A 19,819-nucleotide genomic window follows, 5' to 3' on the forward strand; every position below is an offset into this window, starting at 1 on the left:
AGGTGTCTTTACACCTGTAAGGTTATTTTGTATAATAGCTTCAAAGGAGATAAAAATGTCAAAAAAAACAACACAAATGGTTTCTTATACTTCTATTTTAGTAGCTTTTGCAATCATGATTCCTATAATCATGCCTGCTAAAATAATTATTGGGCCTGCTTCTTTCACCTTAGCAAGCCATGTACCTTTATTTTTAAGTATTTTTATATCTGTTCCAGTTGCAATATTGGTAGCTTTAGGGACAGGACTTGGATTTCTACTAGCTGGTTTTCCGATTGTAATCGTTCTTAGAGCTTTATCACATATCGGATTTGCATTAATTGCGGCTTTCTTGATTAAGTCAAAGCCCTCTTTATTGATGAGTAAATGGCAAACATTGTTATTTGCTGTAGCTATTAACATAATTCATGGTCTGCTCGAATTTATTACTGTTTATATAATCACAATGACTTCTAACAGTAGTTCAACTTATTTATGGTCACTATTTTCTTTGATAGGGCTAGGCTCTTTGCTACATGGATTGGTAGATTTTTATATAGCTCTCTTCATTTGGAAATGGATGGCACAAAAGTTGGGGAAAATACTTAGGATAAGATAAAGGAATCGGCTATATGCTTAATCATGCTCTAGTGAAAATTTAATAGTGTATTGACGTGACAAGGACGATAGAGGCTTTGATTTTGTTTACATATATTTGTAAACTCTTTCTTTTTTTGCTATAATGAGTCATGTAAATAAATGAGGAGAATGAATAGATGTCAACAACTATTTGGATTTTATTAATTATCGTCGCTTTGTTTGGTGGTCTCGTGGGAGGCATTTTTATTGCTCGTAAACAAATTGAAAAAGAGATTGGAGAGCACCCTCGTTTAACACCGGATGCTATTCGTGAAATGATGAGTCAAATGGGACAAAAACCTAGTGAAGCTAAAGTTCAACAGACATACCGTAATATTGTAAAACACGCAAAAACAGCTATCAAAACTAAAAAATAAGAGTGTTTTAGCGTTGAAGCGTTTAGTGATGAAATAGTGAGTGATAGTCCATCAGATTTCTAGACAAGATTTGGGCAAACTTGGTCAAGTGTAGATTTGACTGATTGGTTATTGTATAGAGAGGCTAGGACTGTTGTCCAGCCTCTTTTAGTCACTAATATTGGAGGAATAAAAATGGATAGTAGGCCTATTGGCTTTCTAGATTCTGGTGTAGGTGGTTTAACGGTTGTTAAGGAAATGTTCCGTCAACTTCCAGAAGAGGAAGTAATCTTCATTGGAGATCAGGCTAGAGCTCCGTATGGTCCTAGACCTGCTCAACAGATTAGAGAGTTTACCTGGCAGATGGTTAATTTCTTATTGACTAAAAATGTTAAGATGATTGTTATAGCTTGTAATACAGCAACTGCAGTTGCCTGGCAAGAAATTAAAGAAAAACTAGACATCCCTGTTTTAGGCGTTATTTTACCAGGAGCTAGCGCAGCTATCAAATCAACTAATTCAGGGAAAGTTGGTATTATAGGTACTCCCATGACTGTTAAATCAGATGCTTATCGTCAAAAAATTCAAGCTTTGTCTCCAAATACTGCTGTGGTATCCCTTGCTTGTCCGAAATTTGTTCCAATTGTGGAATCAAATCAGATGTCTTCTAGTTTAGCCAAAAAGGTGGTTTATGAAACATTGTCCCCATTAGTTGGTAAATTAGATACTTTAATTTTAGGTTGCACGCATTATCCCCTATTACGTCCCATCATTCAAAATGTTATGGGGGCTGAGGTTAAATTAATTGATAGTGGCGCAGAAACCGTTCGTGATATTTCTGTTTTATTGAACTATTTTGAGATAAACCATAATTGGCAAAATAAACACGGTGGTCATCACTTTTACACAACCGCCAGCCCAAAAGGTTTTAAAGAAATTGCAGAACAATGGCTTAGTCAAGAAATAAATGTGGAGCGTATCGTATTATGACAAAAACAATTTTTGAAAGTAAAACTGAAGGCAATTGGTTTTTAGGTAGTTTCCAAGCTTTTAATTATTTTACTTGTTTTGGTAATGATGAATCTTACGAAGCTATCCAAGATGTTTTTCATCGTCTATTATCAACTTTGAAAGTTGAAGGTCTACAGCTTCACGTTGTGCAGATGACTTCGGATTTTCAATTATTAGCATTCCTCGTTGATATGATTAATCAAGAGTATTCAAGGCATATCAAAGTGACTCAACATAAAGGGGCCATCTTAGTTAGTGAAGATGATCAGTTGTTCTTAGTTCACTTACCTAAAGAGGGCACTTCTTTAGAAAAATTCTTTGATTTAAAGAATGATAATAATTTTGGGGATACCATATTAATTGCGACTCACAATGAAGGAAAAACGAAGGAATTTAGAGAATTATTTGGGAAATTAGGACTCAAAGTTGAAAATTTAAATGATTACCCAGATTTACCAGAAGTTGAAGAGACTGGTATGACCTTTGAAGAAAATGCTCGACTTAAAGCAGAGACTATTTCAAAATTAACTGGAAAAATGGTAATTTCAGATGATTCCGGATTAAAAGTAGATGCTTTAGGTGGTTTGCCAGGGGTATGGTCTGCTCGTTTTTCAGGTCCTGACGCGACAGATGCTCGTAATAATGCCAAATTATTGCATGAATTAGCCATGGTATTTGACAAAGAAAGACGTTCAGCACAGTTTCATACAACCTTAGTCGTGTCAGCTCCAAATAAAGAAAGTTTGGTAGTTGAAGCAGAGTGGCCAGGTTATATTGGTACGGAACCTAAGGGGGAAAATGGCTTTGGTTATGATCCGCTCTTTATTGTCGGAGAAGGTAGTAGGACAGCAGCTGAATTGAGCGCACAAGAAAAAAATAATCTATCACATCGTGGGCAAGCTGTCCGTAAATTGATGGAGGTATTTCCAAAATGGCAATTAGAAAATTAGTTGTAATGAGTGATTCTCACGGAGATCGTGACATTGTAAAAGATATAAAGAATCATTATTTGGGAAAAGTGGATGCTATTTTTCACAATGGGGATTCCGAACTTCCTAGCTCAGATCCTATATGGGAAGGCATTCATGTGGTCACAGGAAATTGTGATTATGATTCAGGTTATCCGGAAGTTTTGGTTACAAAAATAGATAATGCTGTTATTGTTCAAACCCATGGTCATCTCCATCAGATTAATTTTACTTGGGATAAATTGGATTTATTAGCTCAGCAAGAAGACGCGGATATTTGTTTATACGGTCATCTTCATCGTGCAGATGCTTGGAAAAATGGTAAAACTATTTTTATCAATCCAGGCAGTGTTTTGCAGCCAAGAGGACCAATAAATGAGAAGCTTTACGCTGTTGTAACTATAACAGATAGTAAGGTTTTGGTAGAGTATTATACTCGCCAACACCAACCCTATCCTAACTTGACAAAGGAATTTTCAAGATGATTGCTAAAGAATTTGAGTCGTTTTTGCTAAGTCATTTGGACCACTATCTGATTCCAGCTGAAGACGTTGCTATTTTTGTGGATACGCACAATGCTGACCACGTTATGCTACTATTAGCAAGTAATGGTTTTTCACGTGTACCAGTTATCACTAAAGAGAAAAAATATGTAGGTACTATTAGTATCTCAGACATTATGGCCTACCAATCTAAAGGTCAATTAACAGATTGGGAGATGGCACAGACTGATATTGTTGAGATGGTTAATACAAAAATCGAGCCGATTAATGAGGCAGCTACTCTGACAGCAATTATGCATAAGATTGTAGATTATCCATTTTTACCTGTTATCAGTGATCAAAATGATTTTAGAGGCATTATAACCCGTAAATCGATTTTAAAAGCTATTAATAGCCTCCTACATGATTTTACAGACGAATATACTATCACTCCTAAAAACAATGATAAATGATATTAATAATTTTATTGAGAGTAAGAAATTATCTCTCAATTCGCGTAAGTCCTATCACTATGATTTAAAGCAATTTTATAAAATAATTGGTGGACATGTAAATTCTGAAAAACTGGCATTGTATCAACAGTCTCTAAGTGAATTTAAGTTAACAGCTCGTAAGCGAAAGTTATCTGCAGTCAATCAATTTCTTTTCTTTTTATATAATAGAGGAACACTGAAGGAATTTTACAGACTACAAGAGACTGAAAAAATCACTTTGACTCAGACAAAGTCTCAAATAATGGATTTATCAAATTTCTATCAAGATACTGATTATCCGAGTGGTCGTTTGATTGCTTTGTTGATTTTATCTTTAGGTTTAACTCCGGCTGAAATTGCTAATTTGAAGAAGGCTGATTTTGATACAACTTTTAATATCTTAAGTATTGAAAAATCGCAGATGAAGCGTATTTTAAAACTTCCAGAAGACTTGCTTCCTTTTCTTTTGGAATCTTTAGAGGAAGATGGTGACTTAGTCTTTGAGCATAACGGCAAGCCTTATTCTAGACAATGGTTTTTTAATCAATTAACAGATTTTTTAAATGAGAAGAATGAGCAACAACTAACTGCACAACTTCTGCGAGAACAATTTATTCTAAAGCAAAAAGAAAATGGCAAAACGATGACGGAGCTCAGTCGCCTTCTAGGCTTAAAAACTCCTATCACTTTAGAGAGATATTATAGATAATGGATATTAAGTTAAAAGATTTCGAGGGGCCTCTAGACTTACTCTTACACCTCGTATCTAAATATGAGGTTGATATATACGATGTACCGATTGTGGAAGTTATTGAGCAGTACCTTGCTTATATAGCAACATTACAGGCGATGCGTCTAGAAGTAGCTGGTGAGTATATGCTTATGGCAAGTCAGCTGATGTTGATAAAAAGCCGTAACTTATTACCTAAAGTAGTGGAGTCAAATCCTATTGAAGATGATCCAGAAATGGAATTGTTGAGCCAATTAGAGGAATATAGACGTTTTAAAGTGCTAAGTGAAGAGTTAGCTAATCAGCATCAGGAACGTGCCAAATATTTTTCAAAACCAAAACAAGAAGTTATCTTTGAAGATGCAATTCTTCTACACGATAAATCGGTGATGGATCTTTTTTTGACTTTTTCTCAAATGATGTCCCAAAAACAAAAAGAATTGTCAAATAGTCAAACGGTAATTGAGAAAGAAGACTACCGTATTGAAGATATGATGATCGTTATTGAAAGACATTTTAATCTTAAAAAGGAAACGACATTACAAGAAGTGTTTGCAGATTGCCAAACAAAATCTGAAATGATAACTTTATTTTTGGCAATGTTAGAGTTGATAAAATTACATCAAATCACAGTAGAACAAGACAGTAATTTTAGTCAAGTTATCTTAAGAAAGGAAGAGAAATGACTTATTTAGGCTCAATAGAAGCTCTTCTTTTTGTTGCAGGTGAAGATGGACTGAGTTTGCGTCAAATGGCAGAATTATTGTCTTTGACACCATCAGCATTAATACAGCAACTAGAAAAGTTGGCTAAACGATATGAAGAAGATGACGATTCTAGTCTATTATTGCTTGAGACAGCACAAACTTATAAATTGGTAACAAAGGATAGTTATATGACTTTGTTGAGAGATTATGCGAAGGCTCCGATTAATCAGAGTCTATCTCGGGCAAGTTTGGAAGTTCTATCTATTATTGCTTATAAACAACCTATTACTAGGATTGAAATTGATGATATTCGTGGCGTGAATTCCAGTGGAGCTATAACGAGACTGATAGCTTTTGGTTTAATTAAAGAGGCTGGAAAGAAAGAAGTGTTGGGACGTCCTAACCTTTATGAGACAACTAATTATTTCTTAGATTATATGGGAATTAATCAGTTAGATGACTTAATTGACGCCTCTTCAATTGAATTAGTTGACGAAGAAGTATCGTTATTTTCAATGGATTCAATTAATACAGAAGATAAGGAAAACAATGAGAATTAATAAATATATTGCGCATGCAGGGATTGCAAGTCGTAGAAAAGCTGAGGAATTAATCAAGCAAGGAATGGTCACGATTAATGGTCAAGTGGTTAATGAATTGGCGACCCAAGTAAAGGCTGGTGATCTGGTTGAAATTGAAGGAAGTCCAATTTACAACGAAGAGAAGGTATATTATCTCTTAAATAAACCACGAGGTGTTATTTCAAGTGTCTCAGATGACAAAGGACGTAAGACAGTTATTGACTTGTTGCCACAAGTCAAAGAACGGATATATCCTGTTGGTCGCTTGGATTGGGATACAACTGGACTTTTAATTTTGACTAATGATGGTGATTTTACTGATAAAATGATTCATCCTCGTAATGAAATTGATAAAGTTTATTTAGCACGTGTCAAAGGAATAGCTACTAAAGAAAACCTTCGACCATTAACGCGTGGCGTTGTTATCGATGGTAAGAAAACAAAACCTGCTCGCTATACTATCATAAAAGTGGATCATGAAAAAAATCGTTCAGTAGTTGAATTAACTATTCATGAAGGTCGTAATCATCAAGTTAAGAAAATGTTTGAACAAGTTGGGTTATTAGTGGACAAGCTATCTCGTACACAATTCGGTACCTTAGATTTAACGGGCCTCCGTCCTGGGGAAGCACGACGATTAAATAAAAAAGAAATTAGTCAGTTGCATAATGCGGCTATTAATAAATCTTAATGCTTAAATCTTTTTTGATTTTCTTGGTTCGCTTTTACCAAAAAAATATTTCTCCAGCTTTCCCAGCTAGCTGTCGTTATCGTCCAACTTGCTCTACGTATATGATAGAAGCTATTCAAAAACATGGTCTAAAAGGTGTGTTGATGGGGATTGCACGTATTTTGCGATGTCATCCCTTAGCCCACGGAGGAAATGATCCTGTCCCTGATCATTTTAGCTTAAGACGTAATAAAACGGATATATCAGATTGATATATCCGTTTTATTATTTGTAATTATAGTTTTGACCATGTTTTAGGAATAAACATTAATAAAACAGGGTATATTTCTAAACGTCCTGCTATCATAGCAAATGAAAGAAGGAGTTTTGAGAATGGACTAAAGAATGAGAAAGTTTCATTGCTACCTAAGAGTGGGCCTATGTTGTTAAAACATGAGGCTGCAGCACTGACAACAACCAAAAAATCATTAGTATCAAGCGTTAAAACAAGAACGAGTGCCATGAAGATAGCTAAATAGATAGTTAGATATTTTAAAACGCCATGTTGTGTATTTTTATCTAGAACGCTTTTATTAATGTGTAGTGACATGACTCTATTAGGATAGAGTGTAGACAATACTTGGTTACGTGCAACCTTTGCTAGGATTAAGCTACGCATGACTTTAAAGCCCCCAGCTGTAGAGCCAGCAGAACCACCGATAAACATCAAGAATAGCAAAATAACCTGTGAAAACAAAGGCCAACGAGTGATATCAGTCACGCCAAAACCAGTTGTCGTAATAATAGCTGATACTTCAAAGAAAATATGTTCGAGGCCTTGTCGAAAATTATCATACATACCGATGACGTTTAGAGCAATCATGAAAGTTGCTATTGCCACGATGCGGAGATAGGTTTTTAGTTCCTCATCACCAAAGAATGCTTTAATTTTTCGGAGTAAAAGAAGATAGTAAAGATTAAAGTTAACCCCGAAGATAAGCATACCAATAGAAACTAAGTTAGTTATCAGAGGACTATTATAATGAGCAATGCTATCATTGTAAACTGCAAAACCACCTGTACCTGCAGTTCCCATCGCTATGATAATACTATCAAAGAAAGGCATACCTGCAAAATATAATATTACTGCAAATACTGCAAACATAAGAAGATATAACAAATACAAAATTTGTGCAGTTTTTTTAAGTTTCGAGACAACTTTACCGAATACAGGTCCAGGAACTTCAGCTCTCATAACCTCTAAATGGCTATTTTTAGAATTTTCCATGATGGCAAGGGCAAATACTAAAACCCCCATTCCACCGATAAGATGGGTAAAACTACGCCAAAATAAGAGCGCGGGGGATAAGACACTGACGTCATCAAGAATAGTTGCTCCTGTTGTCGTAAAACCAGAAGATACTTCAAAGAAAGCATCGATAATATTAGGGATTTGCCCTGAGATAACAAATGGAAGGGCGCCAAAGAAGGACCAAAGTATCCAGCAGAGTGCAACAATTAACATGCCTTCTTTAGTGTAGATATGATAATTTTTAGGTTTAAAGAGAGAACCCAGTAATCCAAGGATAATTAGAATAATCATGGTAATGACTATACTCATCATGACACTTTGCGGTTCACGGTAAATAAGTCCAACAGTTAGAGGAATCGCTAGAAGAGCAGCTTCAATTAGCAAAAGTTTTGAGAGAAGGAAGCGAATCATACTTTTATTCATATTCCTACCTCGCTAACATATCACTAGTTCTAGTAATATTTTTTAATAAGGTGATAACAACGATACGATCACCCACTGTTAAAACATCCTCACCAGTTGGGAAAATCGTTTTATTATTGCGGATAATCGCTGCAATTAAAATATTTTGCTTTAATTTTAAAGATGCAAGGCTACGATTTGCTAATTTGCTAGTTTCTTTTATTTCAAATTGTAAGGTTTCAATGCGATCGTTAGCAATATGATGCATAGCTTCTAGGTTGGAATCCTGAGCATTTACACGCCCGCGTACAAAGTGCATCACATGGTCTACGGCAATACGCTTGGGTGTGATAATGCTTGATAGTTGTTTATCGTCAATGATTTCTAGTAGGCTAGTTCGATTAACTTTGGTAATGTTTTTAGGAATACCGATACTTTCTAAGAACATTGAGGTAATGATATTTTCTTCATCAACACCAGTTAAAGTAGCAACTGCGTCAAAACTTGTAACGCTTTCTTCTAACAAAATATTTTTAGCAGTACCATCCCCATGAACGACAGGAACATTGGGAAATTCTTGACTAAAATATTCAGCTTGTTCTTGGTTGAGTTCAACTAGTTTGACGTGTGTATTGGTATTTTTAAGGATATTGAGTAGGTAGTAGGCGATGCGTCCTGCACCGATAACCATCAAGTTTTTGACAACTTTATTTTTAACGTAATTATGGAAAAGTATCATTTCAATACGATTTCCAGTTACAAAGATTTTATCTTTGACTTGGATAGTTGCATCGCCATCAGGAATAATCAATTTGCCATCGCGTTCAATTGCGCAAATAACAATATTGCCAAATTTTTTACGAATTTGACTCATTGAAGTATGACAGAGTTTATTTCCTTCTAAAATTTTAAATTCCATTAACATCACACGCCCGTTGGCGAAATGTTCAACTGAAGTTGCATTTGGAAATTCTATGGTATTAGCGATATATTGTGCTGCCAACAATTCAGGGTTGACAACTGAAGAGAAGCCAAGAAAGTTTTTATCTTTGAAGTAAGGATTAGAATACTCAGGATTACGCATGCGAACAACAGTCTCTTTTGCCCCCATTTTTTTGGCAAGAACTGCTGAAATCATATTAACTTCATCTCGATCAGTGATAGCGATAAAAATATCACAATTTTTGACTTCGGCTTGTTCTAAAATTTTATAGTTTGCCCCATTCCCAACAATTCCCATAATATCATGCTGTTTAGTGACACGTTTAAGGACGTTTTCTTTTTTCTCAATTAAAACAACATCGTGCTTTTCAGCAACAAGTGAGCGACAAAGTGCGGTTCCGACTTTACCTCCGCCGACAACAATTATTCTCATTTTTACCTCCAATAATAAACTCTATGATACCTTTTTTTTAGTAAAAATGCACGAGAATTATGGTTAAAAAACGTTTTCATCTTTCTGATAAGAGTAATATGATTCTCTTATCAGAATCTGGTGAAAAATAACATAGATAAACTTGTGACAAGCCCTAAATTAGGTTATAATTAACCTTTAAGCGTACAGTAGAAATGGAGATATTATGGAGAATCATAATTCTATTAAACAGACCTATGGATTAATGACTACAATTGCTATGATTGTAGGTGTAGTGATTGGTTCAGGCATTTATTTTAAAGTTGATGACATCCTTAAATTTACTGGTGGAGATGTCTTTTTAGGCATGGTAATTTTAGTACTAGGTTCTTTTTCGATTGTTTTTGGAAGTTTGTCAATTTCTGAGCTAGCTATTAGAACGAGTGAAAGTGGTGGTATTTTTTCTTACTACGAAAAATATGTTAGCCCAGCTTTAGCAGCAACTTTAGGCTTGTTTGCGTCTTTTTTGTATCTTCCAACTTTAACAGCAATCGTTTCATGGGTAGCTGCATTTTATACTTTAGGTGAATCATCAAGATTGGAATCACAGATTATTTTAGCTGCTGTTTATATTTTAGCGCTTAGTCTCATGAATATCTTTGCTAAGCGTATTGCAGGGGGATTCCAATCTTTAACGACCTTTGTAAAAATGATTCCTTTAGTCCTAATTGCTTTAATTGGTGCTTTTTGGTCTGATAAAGCTCCACAACTTCCACAACATTTAACAGCTATTCAACCGTCAAATGTTGGATGGAGTTGGGTGTCAGGTCTGGTACCATTGTATTTTGCATATGATGGTTGGACAATTTTTGTTAGTATTGCACCAGAAGTCAAGAATCCCAAGAAGAATTTACCACTTGCTTTTGTCATTGGTCCAGCGCTTATCTTATTATCATATTTGGCATTTTTCTATGGTTTGACACAAATTTTAGGTGCTAGCTTTATTATGACAACTGGTAATGATGCTATTAATTATGCAGCTAACATTATTTTCGGTCCTAGTGTTGGGCGTTTATTATCTTTCATTGTTATTTTATCTGTATTAGGTGTTGCCAATGGACTTTTACTTGGGACGATGCGTCTACCTCAAGCTTTTGCGGAACGCGGATGGATCAAAAGTGAGAGGATGGCTAACATAAATTTGAAGTATCAAATGTCATTGCCAGCTAGTTTGACGGTGACGGCTGTAGCTATTTTTTGGCTTTTTGTTCACTTTATGGTTACAAAATTTAACTTATTACCGGGTAGTGATATTAGTGAAATTGCTGTGGTGTTTAATAATACCAGTTTAATCATTCTTTATGTTTTAGTACTCAGCCTTTATCTCAAAAAAGATATTAAAAATAAATTTACCGGCTTAGTTTCACCGATTCTAGCAATTTTAGGCGGTTTGATCCTCCTTATCGGGAGTTTGTTAAGTAATTTCTTTACGGTTTTAATTTTCCAATGTTTTTGCTTATTATTCTGTTTGATTTGTCATTATATCTATCAAAAAAATAATCCAAAAACTCATGAATAGGTTGACTTTGTAGACTGAAGTGCTATAATAGTGTCAACGATTTGTTAGTTTAAATCAAACCTGTTATGATTTAAGTTAACAAACCACCATAAACCACATTGTTTGCTGAGATTGACTCCGAGCAGTGTGGTTTTTTTGCGAGTCAGAATGAGTTCTAGAAAGTGATGATGAGATGAATATTGAAACATTAACGCAGAAAAATCATCGTTCCGATAGCGGACGAAATCATATTGTTTTATTTGAACCACAGATTCCAGCAAATACTGGTAATATTGCTAGAACTTGTGCGGCAACAAATGCTCCTTTGCACATCATACGACCAATGGGATTTCCTATTGATGATAAAAAAATGAAACGAGCGGGACTGGATTACTGGGATAAGCTAGATGTTAGTTTCTATGATAGTTTGGAAGAATTTATGTTGTCATGTCGAGGGAAAGTTCACCTAATTAGCAAATTTGCTGACAAGGTTTACTCAGATGAAAATTATAATGATGATCAAGACCATTATTTTATGTTTGGTCGTGAAGATAAAGGATTGCCAGAAACTTTTATGCGCGAGCATGCCGAAAAGGCCTTACGAATTCCCATGAACGATGAGCATGTGCGTAGCTTGAATGTTTCAAACACTGTTTGTATGATTGTTTATGAAGCCCTTAGGCAGCAAAGCTTTCCTAATTTAGAATTAAGCCATACTTATGAAAATGATAAACTAAAATAATAAAGAAAGTGATCGTTTAAAATGGTCACTTTTATCTTTAGAAAGTTAATTAGTATATAGTATCAAAAACAAATGGTAAAATAGTCACCAAGACGACAAGGGATATTTTTAGCTGTAGAATAGTCAGGAGTAATTATGATTACATATGATTTCACAAGTTTACCAGAACGTTTTTCAAGTAATGCCATCAAATGGAAGGCGGTTCAAAAAGATCAAGAAATCCTTCCCCTTTGGATTGCGGATATGGATTTTCCTATCTTTCCAGAAATGTCGGAGGCTATTGAAGATTTTTCACACCAAATGGTTTTTGGCTATGATAGTCCTAAAGACAGTTTATACCAAGCTATCTCTAATTGGGAAGTGCAAGAACATGGTTATCAATTTGATAAAAAATCATTATTATTAATTGATGGGGTTATACCAGCGATTTCAGTTGCTATACAAGCCTTCACAAAGGAGGGAGATGCTGTTCTAATTAATGCCCCAGTCTATCCGCCCTTTGCTAGAACTATAAAATACAATAATCGTCATTTAGTTTCAAATAGTTTACTTAATAATAATCAGTATTTTGAGATTGACTTTAAACAATTAGAAAAAGATATCATTGAAAATAATGTAAAGCTTTATATTTTTTGTAGTCCACATAATCCTGGTGGGCGTGTCTGGACAAAAGAAGAAATTCAAAAAATAGGAGATATCTGTAAACGGTATAATGTTATCCTCGTTTCTGACGAAATACATCAAGATTTGGTATTATTTGATAATGTACACCATAGCTTTAATACTGTTGATTCTAGTTTTAAAGAATTGAGTGTTATTTTATCTAGTGCAACTAAAACGTTTAATATTGCAGGGACTAAAAATAGCTTTGCAATAATTGAAAATGAAAAGTTACGCTCTGATTTTAAGAAGAGGCAAATAGCTAATAATCAACAAGAAATTTCCTCATTGGGGTTATTAGCTACAGAAGTTGCCTTTACAAAAGGGAAACAATGGTTAAAGGCCCTAAAAATGGAGTTAGAAGGATCAATAGAATACCTTTATGAGCAATTAACGCAAAAAACTCATATCAAAGTGATGAAACCAGAGGGAACTTATCTTGTTTGGTTAGATTTTTCTGCTTATAATTTAACGCATTTAGAAATTCAAGAAAAACTTCGATATGATGCCAAATTAATATTAAATGATGGTTTAACTTTTGGAAAAGAAGGGAAGAAACATGCTAGAATCAATGTCGCAGCTCCTAGGTCTGTTATTGAGGAGGCAGTTTTGCGATTAGTGACAAACTTTAGAAAAAATGACTAGACTATAAAAAAAGTCGCATGGAAAGGGTTTTTATGTTATAATACTTTGAATGTAAACAAGCATTAGAATGTTTTTAATGCTCAAAATTAAATAGAAAGCGGTCATTATAATGGGAAAATTTCAAGTCATTTCACATCCACTTATTCAACATAAACTGTCAATCTTACGTCGCACTACAACATCTACTAAAGATTTTCGTGAGTTAGTTGATGAGATTGCGATGTTAATGGGCTATGAAGTGTCTCGTGATTTGCCTTTAGAAGATGTTGAAATCCAAACACCAGTAGCGACAACTGTACAAAAACAATTAGCTGGGAAAAAGTTAGCAATTGTTCCAATTTTACGTGCAGGTATTGGTATGGTTGATGGTTTCTTAAGCCTTGTGCCAGCTGCTAAAGTTGGTCATATCGGTATGTATCGTGATGAAGAGACTTTCCAACCAGTCGAATATTTAGTTAAGTTACCTGAAGATATTGATCAACGTCAGATTTTTGTAGTTGATCCAATGCTTGCTACAGGTGGGTCTGCTATTTTAGCAGTAGATTCTCTAAAAAAACGTGGCGCAGCTAGTATCAAATTTGTTTGTTTAGTAGCAGCTCCAGAAGGAGTGGCAGCACTTCAAGAAGCACATCCAGATGTAGATATTTATACCGCTGCTTTGGATGAAAAACTCAACGAACATGGCTACATTGTTCCTGGACTCGGAGATGCTGGGGATCGCTTATTTGGTACAAAATAAGATTTGAGATGAAGAAGGCTTTTCTGAAGAACTCAGAAAGCCTTTTCTTAAAAAGGTTATTATTTGACCTTTGTTGACCAAATGATTATAATAGTGACAGTGATAAAAAGAAATGGAGAAAGATATGATTCCAGTAGTTATTGAACAAACAAGTCGTGGTGAACGCTCTTATGATATTTACTCACGTCTTTTAAAAGATCGTATTATTATGTTGACAGGCCAAGTTGAGGATAATATGGCTAATAGTATCATTGCACAGTTATTGTTTCTCGATGCACAAGATAATACAAAGGACATTTACCTTTATGTCAATACACCAGGTGGTTCAGTGTCGGCTGGACTTGCTATTGTGGATACCATGAACTTCATTAAATCGGACGTACAGACGATTGTTATGGGGATGGCTGCTTCAATGGGAACCATTATTGCTTCAAGTGGTGCTAAAGGAAAACGTTTTATGTTACCGAATGCAGAATATATGATCCACCAACCAATGGGTGGAACGGGCGGAGGCACACAGCAATCTGATATGGCTATCGCTGCTGAGCATCTTTTAAAAACGCGTCATACTTTAGAAAAAATCTTAGCTGATAATTCTGGTCAATCTATTGAAAAAGTCCATGATGATGCAGAGCGTGATCGTTGGATGAGTGCTCAAGAAACACTTGATTATGGCTTTATTGATGCTATTATGGAAAATAATAATTTACAATAATAGATTTAAAAGAGTTGAGTTTACCAACTCTTTTTTTATTTGTTGGAATTATGTTATAATCTTAGTAATTACAGATATGACGCAGAAAGGAAAAAATTATTGAATAAACAAGAGCGTTTAGGAATGAGCGTTTATCTTTACTATAATCGTGACGCTCGTAAATTATATAAATACGGAGATGTTCATTATCATTCTCGTAGATTAAGATATCTAGTCATTTATGTTAATAAAGAGGATATTGTTAGCGTTAGTAAAGAGATAAAACATTTAAAATTTGTTAAGGATGTTCGGTTATCGGCAATTGATGATATTGATCAGGATTTTGTTGGAAACTTATATCGTTAAGATATTTACTAGTAGTTATTAGAAAGAAGGAATTCAGATGTCCTTCTTTTTTATTTAGTTTCTATAATTTTCAAAAAACAATTTAAAAACTATTGACAATATTCTGATAATTCTGTATTATTTTAGTTACCATTTTCAAAAAAGGAGAAAAATATGGAAAAGAGACTTAGTTTAGGAGTTCTTGTTTTAGCTAGTACAGTTCTTTTAGCAGCATGTGGAAATGTCGGAGGAGGAGCATCTTCGACAGGAACAAAAATAGGGAAAGATATTAAAGTAGGGTATAACTGGGAATTATCAGGAAACGTTTCTTCGTATGGAAATTCAATGAAGAATGGAGCTGACTTAGCAGTAAAAGAGATTAATACTACTGGAGGAGTTGGCGGCAAGAAGTTAAAAGTCCTATCACAGGATAATAAATCAGAAAATGCAGAGGCAGCAACGGTTGCCACAAACTTGGTTACCAAAGGAGCTAATGTCATTATCGGACCAGCAACATCGGGTGCAGCTGCATCTTCAACTCCAAAAGTAAATGCAGCAGCAGTTCCAATGATTGCACCTGCTGCGACACAAGACAATTTAGTCTATGGTTCTGATGGAAAAACCTTAAATCAGTATTTCTTCCGAGCTACTTTTGTCGATAATTATCAAGGAAAGCTATTGTCTCAGTATGCTACAGACAACCTTAAAGCTAAAAAAGTTGTTCTATTTTATGATAATTCATCAGATTACTCAAAGGGGGTAGCAAAATCATTTAAGGAAAGTTATAGTGGAAAAATTGTTGATAGTATGACATTCTCCGCTGGTGATACTGATTTCCAAGCGTCATTGACTAAGTTGAAAGGGAAAGAATATGATGCTATTGTGATGCCAGGTTACTATACCGAGACAGGATTAATAGTTAAGCAAGCGCGTGATTTAGGTATCTCTAAACCGGTTCTTGGGCCTGATGGTTTTGATAGTCCGAAATTTGTGCAATCGGCAACACCTGTGGGAGCTTCAAACGTTTATTATTTGACAGGTTTCACTACACAAGGATCAACCAAAGCTAAAGCTTTCCATGATCATTACGTTAAGGCATATGGTGAAGAACCATCCATGTTCTCGGCTTTATCATACGATGCCGTGTATATGGCAGCTAAATCTGCTAAAGGAGCTAAAACTTCAATTGATATTAAAAAAGCTTTAGCTAAGCTGAAAGATTTTAAAGGTGTGACAGGGAAAATGTCTATTGATAAAAATCACAATGTTGTTAAATCAGCTTACGTTGTCAAATTAGAGGATGGAAAAACAAGTAGCGTTAACATTATTTCAGCAAAATAAGTATTCTCTAGAAAAATGGGAGTTTAATTTTCAGCTCCCCTTTTTTTAAAAGTGATTTTTCAGAATAATTCGACAATAATATATAATAGAAAGTATGGTTATAATATGCTTCAACAGCTCGTTAATGGACTTATCTTAGGATCCATATATGCTTTACTTGCCTTAGGATATACTATGGTATATGGCATTATTAAGCTGATTAATTTTGCTCATGGGGACATCTATATGATGGGCGCTTTTATGGGCTATTATTTGATTAATCATCTTCATCTTAATTTTTTCCTAGCTTTATTAATTGCAATGCTGGGGTCTGCTTTCCTAGGTGTTGTAATTGAATATTTAGCTTATCGTCCACTGAGAAAATCAACTAGAATTGCCGCGTTAATTACAGCTATTGGTGTTTCTTTTCTTTTGGAGTACGGGATGGTATACCTTGTTGGAGCGGATACTAGGGCATTTCCGCAAGCCATTCATACTGTTAAATATAATTTAGGACCGATAACTATAACCAATGTTCAGCTCATCATTTTAGGTATTGCGCTATTACTAATGCTTACTTTACAGTTCATCGTTCAAAAAACTAAAATGGGGAAAGCTATGAGAGCTTTATCAGTGGATAGCGATGCCGCACAATTGATGGGAATTAATGTTAACCGTACCATTAGTTTTACATTTGCACTGGGGTCTGCTTTAGCTGGAGCAGGCGGAGTACTGATTGGGCTTTATTATAATTCTGTTCAACCTCTTATGGGGGTAACTCCAGGGTTGAAAGCATTTGTTGCAGCTGTCTTAGGTGGTATTGGTATCATTCCGGGAGCGACTATCGGTGGTTTTGTTATTGGCATTTTAGAAACTTTAGCGACTGCACTTGGTGTGTCAGATTTTCGAGATGGTATCGTTTATGCTATTTTAATTCTCATTTTCTTGATTCGTCCAGCAGGAATTCTTGGAAAAAATATTAAGGAGAAGGTCTAGGCATGAAAGAAAATATGAAATCAATTTTATCTTGGTTAGCTATAGTAGTGTTAGGTTATCTCTTGATTAGCGTGCTAATATCTATGGGTATATTTAACCTCTATCATATTCAAATTATTGAAACAATTGGGATTAATGTTATTTTAGCAGTTGGTTTGAACCTAATTGTAGGTTGTTCGGGACAGTTTTCACTAGGACATGCAGGTTTCATGGCTATTGGCGCTTATGCAGTTGCTATTATCGGCGTTAAAATGCCAACTTATGTAGGTTTTTTGATAGCTATACTTGTTGGAACTCTTGTTGCAGGAGGTATTGCCTTAGGTGTAGGAATTCCTACTTTGAGACTAAAAGGTGATTATTTAGCTATAGCTACTTTAGGTGTTGCTGAGATTATCCGTATTTTGTTGGTTAATGGAGGTGATATTACGAATGGTGCTGCGGGTATCATGGGGATTCCGCCTTTTACAACCTGGTCTTTAGTTTATGGGGTGGCAGTTGTGAGTCTTATCCTTGCAATGAATTTTTTGCGGAGTCCCTTAGGGCGTAATACAATTGCTATACGAGAAGATGAAATTGCAGCAGAGTCTATGGGTGTGGATACAACAAAAGTGAAAGTAATTGTTTTTGTTTTTGGAGCTATTTTAGCTTCTATCGCTGGTAGTTTACAGGCTGGCTACGTTGGAACTGTTATGCCAAAAGACTTTTCATTTATGATGTCTGTCAATGTTTTAATTATTGTTGTTTTAGGTGGTTTAGGTTCAATGACAGGGACAGTTTTAGCAGCAATTTTATTAGGATTATTGAATATGTTACTACAAGACTACGCTTCTGTTCGAATGATTATCTATGCTTTAGCCCTGATTTTAATTATGATTTTTAGACCTAGCGGTTTATTAGGAACGAAAGAGTTAACTCTATCTCATCTATTTCGTAAGACGAGTAAGGGAGGCAATTAGATGGCACTTCTTGAAGTAAAAAATTTAAGTAAACATTTCGGTGGCTTAACTGCTGTAGGTGATGTTTCGATGAAATTACATAAAGGTGAATTAATTGGCTTAATCGGCCCCAACGGTGCGGGTAAGACAACGCTTTTTAATCTCTTAACAGGAGTATACCTTCCTAGTAAAGGGACAATATCACTTGATGGTAAGATATTAAATGGGAGGAAACCAGCTAAAATAGCTTCTTTAGGTTTAGGTAGAACTTTTCAAAATATCCGACTTTTTAAAAATATGACTGTTTTAGACAATGTACTAGTAGGACTCAGTAATCATCACTTATCACATCCTATTGCTAGTTTTTTACGATTACCCAAATACTATCATAGTGAAAAAGCCTTAAGGAAAAAGGCACTAGAGCTATTAGAGATTTTTGGTTTGAAAGCATATCAAGATGCTCTTGCCAAGAACCTCCCTTATGGAAAACAACGGCGTTTAGAAATTGTTCGTGCTTTAGCAACAGAACCAAAAATATTGTTTTTGGATGAGCCCGCGGCAGGAATGAATCCTCAAGAAACTGCAGAATTGACGCAGTTAATTAGTCAAATAAAGAGTGATTTTGATATTACTATTATGCTGATTGAACATGATATGAACTTGGTTATGCAAGTAACAGAGAGAATTTATGTATTGGAATATGGTCGTCTGATTGCTCACGGGACACCTGAAGAAATTAAAAATAATAAACGTGTTATAGAAGCATACTTGGGGGGTGAGTTATAATGACCATGTTGAAAGTAGAAAATCTATCTATTCATTATGGTGTTATTCAAGCGGTGAATGATGTCTCGTTTGAAGTTAACCAAGGTGAGGTTGTAACCTTAATTGGAGCCAATGGTGCAGGAAAGACATCAATTTTGAGGACAATTTCTGGTTTAGTAAGACCAAGTCAGGGTTCTATTTCTTTTATGGGGAAACCTATACATAAGTTAGCAGCTAGAAAAATTGTTGGCAATGGTTTAGCTCAGGTTCCAGAAGGGCGCCATGTTTTCTCAAGTTTGTCTGTTATGGAAAATTTAGAAATGGGAGCCTTTCTTCAAAAGGATCGTGAACAAAATCAAAAAATGTTAAAAAAAGTGTTTGATCGTTTTCCTCGCTTAGAAGAACGTAAAAACCAAGATGCAGCAACCTTATCAGGTGGTGAGCAGCAAATGCTCGCTATGGGGCGTGCATTGATGAGTCGTCCTAAATTATTACTTTTAGATGAACCGTCAATGGGCCTAGCTCCAATTTTTATTCAAGAAATTTTTAATATCATTGAAGACATCAAAAAACAAGGGACTACAGTTCTTTTAGTTGAACAAAATGCAAATAAAGCTCTGACGATTGCTGATAAAGCATATGTTCTAGAGACTGGGAAGGTTGTTTTATCAGGGACAGGTAAGGAATTACTAGTTTCAGATCAAGTTCGTAAAGCTTACTTAGGTGGATAATATT

24 protein-coding genes are annotated in these 19,819 nt (G+C 35.2%); 22 read left to right on the forward strand and 2 right to left on the reverse strand.

What is annotated here, in order from left to right; all coding sequences use genetic code 11:
* Positions 1-55: 55 nt before the first annotated feature.
* The 11 genes from HMPREF9171_RS110050 (at position 56) to yidD (ending at position 6,889) form a co-directional block, all read left to right on the forward strand.
* Positions 56-598: a hypothetical protein gene (locus tag HMPREF9171_RS110050; RefSeq protein ID WP_000039537.1), complete on the forward strand. Its 543-nt coding sequence runs from the start codon at positions 56-58 to the stop codon at positions 596-598.
* 157 nt (positions 599-755) lie between these two features.
* On the forward strand, positions 756-995 hold the full coding sequence (locus HMPREF9171_RS110045; protein ID WP_000108275.1) for a YneF family protein: 240 nt from the start codon (positions 756-758) through the stop codon (positions 993-995).
* 174 nt (positions 996-1,169) lie between these two features.
* Positions 1,170-1,964, forward strand: coding sequence for a glutamate racemase (gene racE, locus HMPREF9171_RS110040; protein WP_000378351.1), 795 nt, complete (start codon positions 1,170-1,172; stop codon positions 1,962-1,964).
* Positions 1,961-2,935, forward strand: a complete 975-nt coding sequence (locus HMPREF9171_RS110035) for a nucleoside-triphosphate diphosphatase (RefSeq protein WP_000167813.1) — start codon at positions 1,961-1,963, stop codon at positions 2,933-2,935. Before racE ends, HMPREF9171_RS110035 begins: the two co-directional genes overlap by 4 nt.
* Complete coding sequence (locus HMPREF9171_RS110030) at positions 2,917-3,438, forward strand: metallophosphoesterase (RefSeq protein WP_001007721.1); 522 nt, start codon at positions 2,917-2,919, stop codon at positions 3,436-3,438. Before HMPREF9171_RS110035 ends, HMPREF9171_RS110030 begins: the two co-directional genes overlap by 19 nt.
* Entirely contained in the window at positions 3,435-3,908 is a 474-nt protein-coding gene (gene cbpB, locus HMPREF9171_RS110025; RefSeq protein ID WP_000560705.1) for a cyclic-di-AMP-binding protein CbpB, read from the forward strand. Before HMPREF9171_RS110030 ends, cbpB begins: the two co-directional genes overlap by 4 nt.
* A complete protein-coding gene (gene xerD, locus HMPREF9171_RS110020) occupies positions 3,898-4,638 on the forward strand; it encodes a site-specific tyrosine recombinase XerD (protein ID WP_000606412.1) in 741 nt (246 codons plus the stop codon). The genes cbpB and xerD overlap by 11 nt, the downstream gene beginning before the upstream one ends.
* Positions 4,638-5,345, forward strand: a complete 708-nt coding sequence (locus HMPREF9171_RS110015) for a segregation/condensation protein A (RefSeq protein WP_000351868.1) — start codon at positions 4,638-4,640, stop codon at positions 5,343-5,345. The genes xerD and HMPREF9171_RS110015 overlap by 1 nt, the downstream gene beginning before the upstream one ends.
* On the forward strand, positions 5,342-5,926 hold the full coding sequence (gene scpB, locus HMPREF9171_RS110010; RefSeq protein ID WP_000221690.1) for an SMC-Scp complex subunit ScpB: 585 nt from the start codon (positions 5,342-5,344) through the stop codon (positions 5,924-5,926). The genes HMPREF9171_RS110015 and scpB overlap by 4 nt, the downstream gene beginning before the upstream one ends.
* On the forward strand, positions 5,916-6,638 hold the full coding sequence (locus HMPREF9171_RS110005) for a pseudouridine synthase (protein WP_001222207.1): 723 nt from the start codon (positions 5,916-5,918) through the stop codon (positions 6,636-6,638). Before scpB ends, HMPREF9171_RS110005 begins: the two co-directional genes overlap by 11 nt.
* Positions 6,638-6,889, forward strand: coding sequence for a membrane protein insertion efficiency factor YidD (gene yidD / locus HMPREF9171_RS110000; protein WP_000920196.1), 252 nt, complete (start codon positions 6,638-6,640; stop codon positions 6,887-6,889). The genes HMPREF9171_RS110005 and yidD overlap by 1 nt, the downstream gene beginning before the upstream one ends.
* 23 nt (positions 6,890-6,912) lie before the next feature.
* Here yidD and HMPREF9171_RS109995 read toward each other — a convergent pair whose 3' ends face one another.
* Positions 6,913-8,352, reverse strand: coding sequence for a TrkH family potassium uptake protein (locus tag HMPREF9171_RS109995; protein ID WP_001043412.1), 1,440 nt, complete (start codon positions 8,350-8,352; stop codon positions 6,913-6,915).
* Between the two features lie 4 nt (positions 8,353-8,356).
* On the reverse strand, positions 8,357-9,706 hold the full coding sequence (gene trkA, locus HMPREF9171_RS109990; protein WP_001220338.1) for a Trk system potassium transporter TrkA: 1,350 nt from the start codon (positions 9,704-9,706) through the stop codon (positions 8,357-8,359).
* Positions 9,707-9,911: 205 nt separating this feature from the next.
* Here trkA and HMPREF9171_RS109985 point away from each other — a divergent pair, with 205 nt between their 5' ends.
* The 11 genes from HMPREF9171_RS109985 to HMPREF9171_RS109935 all read left to right on the forward strand — a co-directional run bounded on the left by HMPREF9171_RS109985 (position 9,912) and on the right by HMPREF9171_RS109935 (position 19,815).
* A complete protein-coding gene (locus HMPREF9171_RS109985) occupies positions 9,912-11,264 on the forward strand; it encodes an APC family permease (protein WP_000427457.1) in 1,353 nt (450 codons plus the stop codon).
* A gap of 172 nt (positions 11,265-11,436) precedes the next feature.
* Positions 11,437-11,985 carry a tRNA (cytidine(34)-2'-O)-methyltransferase gene (locus HMPREF9171_RS109980; protein ID WP_001019794.1) on the forward strand — a complete coding sequence of 183 codons (549 nt, stop codon included), beginning with the start codon at positions 11,437-11,439 and terminating at the stop codon, positions 11,983-11,985.
* A gap of 135 nt (positions 11,986-12,120) precedes the next feature.
* Positions 12,121-13,290: a MalY/PatB family protein gene (locus HMPREF9171_RS109975; protein WP_000634071.1), complete on the forward strand. Its 1,170-nt coding sequence runs from the start codon at positions 12,121-12,123 to the stop codon at positions 13,288-13,290.
* 109 nt (positions 13,291-13,399) lie between these two features.
* Positions 13,400-14,029 carry a uracil phosphoribosyltransferase gene (gene upp, locus HMPREF9171_RS109970; RefSeq protein WP_000514490.1) on the forward strand — a complete coding sequence of 210 codons (630 nt, stop codon included), beginning with the start codon at positions 13,400-13,402 and terminating at the stop codon, positions 14,027-14,029.
* A gap of 124 nt (positions 14,030-14,153) precedes the next feature.
* Positions 14,154-14,744, forward strand: coding sequence for an ATP-dependent Clp protease proteolytic subunit (locus HMPREF9171_RS109965; RefSeq protein WP_000613483.1), 591 nt, complete (start codon positions 14,154-14,156; stop codon positions 14,742-14,744).
* A 99-nt stretch (positions 14,745-14,843) separates the two neighbouring features.
* Entirely contained in the window at positions 14,844-15,089 is a 246-nt protein-coding gene (locus tag HMPREF9171_RS109960) for a DUF2129 domain-containing protein (protein WP_001041186.1), read from the forward strand.
* Positions 15,090-15,242: 153 nt separating this feature from the next.
* Positions 15,243-16,409, forward strand: coding sequence for an ABC transporter substrate-binding protein (locus tag HMPREF9171_RS109955; RefSeq protein ID WP_000415524.1), 1,167 nt, complete (start codon positions 15,243-15,245; stop codon positions 16,407-16,409).
* A gap of 105 nt (positions 16,410-16,514) precedes the next feature.
* Positions 16,515-17,384 (forward strand): branched-chain amino acid ABC transporter permease, encoded by an 870-nt coding sequence (locus HMPREF9171_RS109950; RefSeq protein WP_000941402.1) that lies wholly within the window; start codon positions 16,515-16,517, stop codon positions 17,382-17,384.
* A gap of 2 nt (positions 17,385-17,386) precedes the next feature.
* Positions 17,387-18,340, forward strand: coding sequence for a branched-chain amino acid ABC transporter permease (locus tag HMPREF9171_RS109945; protein ID WP_000662328.1), 954 nt, complete (start codon positions 17,387-17,389; stop codon positions 18,338-18,340).
* Positions 18,341-19,105, forward strand: coding sequence for an ABC transporter ATP-binding protein (locus HMPREF9171_RS109940; protein WP_001185985.1), 765 nt, complete (start codon positions 18,341-18,343; stop codon positions 19,103-19,105). It begins immediately after the preceding gene.
* A complete protein-coding gene (locus tag HMPREF9171_RS109935) occupies positions 19,105-19,815 on the forward strand; it encodes an ABC transporter ATP-binding protein (protein WP_000178146.1) in 711 nt (236 codons plus the stop codon). The genes HMPREF9171_RS109940 and HMPREF9171_RS109935 overlap by 1 nt, the downstream gene beginning before the upstream one ends.
* The last annotated feature ends 4 nt before the right edge of the window (positions 19,816-19,819 follow it).

The organism is Streptococcus agalactiae ATCC 13813 (assembly GCF_000186445.1).
GTDB lineage: Bacteria > Bacillota > Bacilli > Lactobacillales > Streptococcaceae > Streptococcus > Streptococcus agalactiae.

Bases quoted from the DNA above. Each gene is read 5' to 3' on its own strand.
- yidD (WP_000920196.1), top strand. From the start codon at position 6,638: ATGCTTAAATCTTTTTTGATTTTCTTGGTTCGCTTTTACCAAAAAAAT.
- HMPREF9171_RS110005 (WP_001222207.1), top strand. From the start codon at position 5,916: ATGAGAATTAATAAATATATTGCGCATGCAGGGATTGCAAGTCGTAGA.
- HMPREF9171_RS109980 (WP_001019794.1), top strand. From the start codon at position 11,437: ATGAATATTGAAACATTAACGCAGAAAAATCATCGTTCCGATAGCGGA.
- HMPREF9171_RS109950 (WP_000941402.1), top strand. From the start codon at position 16,515: ATGCTTCAACAGCTCGTTAATGGACTTATCTTAGGATCCATATATGCT.
- xerD (WP_000606412.1), top strand. From the start codon at position 3,898: ATGATAAATGATATTAATAATTTTATTGAGAGTAAGAAATTATCTCTC.
- upp (WP_000514490.1), top strand. From the start codon at position 13,400: ATGGGAAAATTTCAAGTCATTTCACATCCACTTATTCAACATAAACTG.
- HMPREF9171_RS109935 (WP_000178146.1), top strand. From the start codon at position 19,105: ATGACCATGTTGAAAGTAGAAAATCTATCTATTCATTATGGTGTTATT.
- HMPREF9171_RS109985 (WP_000427457.1), top strand. From the start codon at position 9,912: ATGGAGAATCATAATTCTATTAAACAGACCTATGGATTAATGACTACA.
- cbpB (WP_000560705.1), top strand. From the start codon at position 3,435: ATGATTGCTAAAGAATTTGAGTCGTTTTTGCTAAGTCATTTGGACCAC.
- HMPREF9171_RS109945 (WP_000662328.1), top strand. From the start codon at position 17,387: ATGAAAGAAAATATGAAATCAATTTTATCTTGGTTAGCTATAGTAGTG.
- HMPREF9171_RS110045 (WP_000108275.1), top strand. From the start codon at position 756: ATGTCAACAACTATTTGGATTTTATTAATTATCGTCGCTTTGTTTGGT.
- HMPREF9171_RS109955 (WP_000415524.1), top strand. From the start codon at position 15,243: ATGGAAAAGAGACTTAGTTTAGGAGTTCTTGTTTTAGCTAGTACAGTT.
- HMPREF9171_RS110035 (WP_000167813.1), top strand. From the start codon at position 1,961: ATGACAAAAACAATTTTTGAAAGTAAAACTGAAGGCAATTGGTTTTTA.
- trkA (WP_001220338.1), bottom strand. From the start codon at position 9,706: ATGAGAATAATTGTTGTCGGCGGAGGTAAAGTCGGAACCGCACTTTGT.
- scpB (WP_000221690.1), top strand. From the start codon at position 5,342: ATGACTTATTTAGGCTCAATAGAAGCTCTTCTTTTTGTTGCAGGTGAA.
- HMPREF9171_RS109940 (WP_001185985.1), top strand. From the start codon at position 18,341: ATGGCACTTCTTGAAGTAAAAAATTTAAGTAAACATTTCGGTGGCTTA.
- HMPREF9171_RS110015 (WP_000351868.1), top strand. From the start codon at position 4,638: ATGGATATTAAGTTAAAAGATTTCGAGGGGCCTCTAGACTTACTCTTA.
- racE (WP_000378351.1), top strand. From the start codon at position 1,170: ATGGATAGTAGGCCTATTGGCTTTCTAGATTCTGGTGTAGGTGGTTTA.
- HMPREF9171_RS110050 (WP_000039537.1), top strand. From the start codon at position 56: ATGTCAAAAAAAACAACACAAATGGTTTCTTATACTTCTATTTTAGTA.
- HMPREF9171_RS109975 (WP_000634071.1), top strand. From the start codon at position 12,121: ATGATTACATATGATTTCACAAGTTTACCAGAACGTTTTTCAAGTAAT.
- HMPREF9171_RS109965 (WP_000613483.1), top strand. From the start codon at position 14,154: ATGATTCCAGTAGTTATTGAACAAACAAGTCGTGGTGAACGCTCTTAT.
- HMPREF9171_RS110030 (WP_001007721.1), top strand. From the start codon at position 2,917: ATGGCAATTAGAAAATTAGTTGTAATGAGTGATTCTCACGGAGATCGT.
- HMPREF9171_RS109995 (WP_001043412.1), bottom strand. From the start codon at position 8,352: ATGAATAAAAGTATGATTCGCTTCCTTCTCTCAAAACTTTTGCTAATT.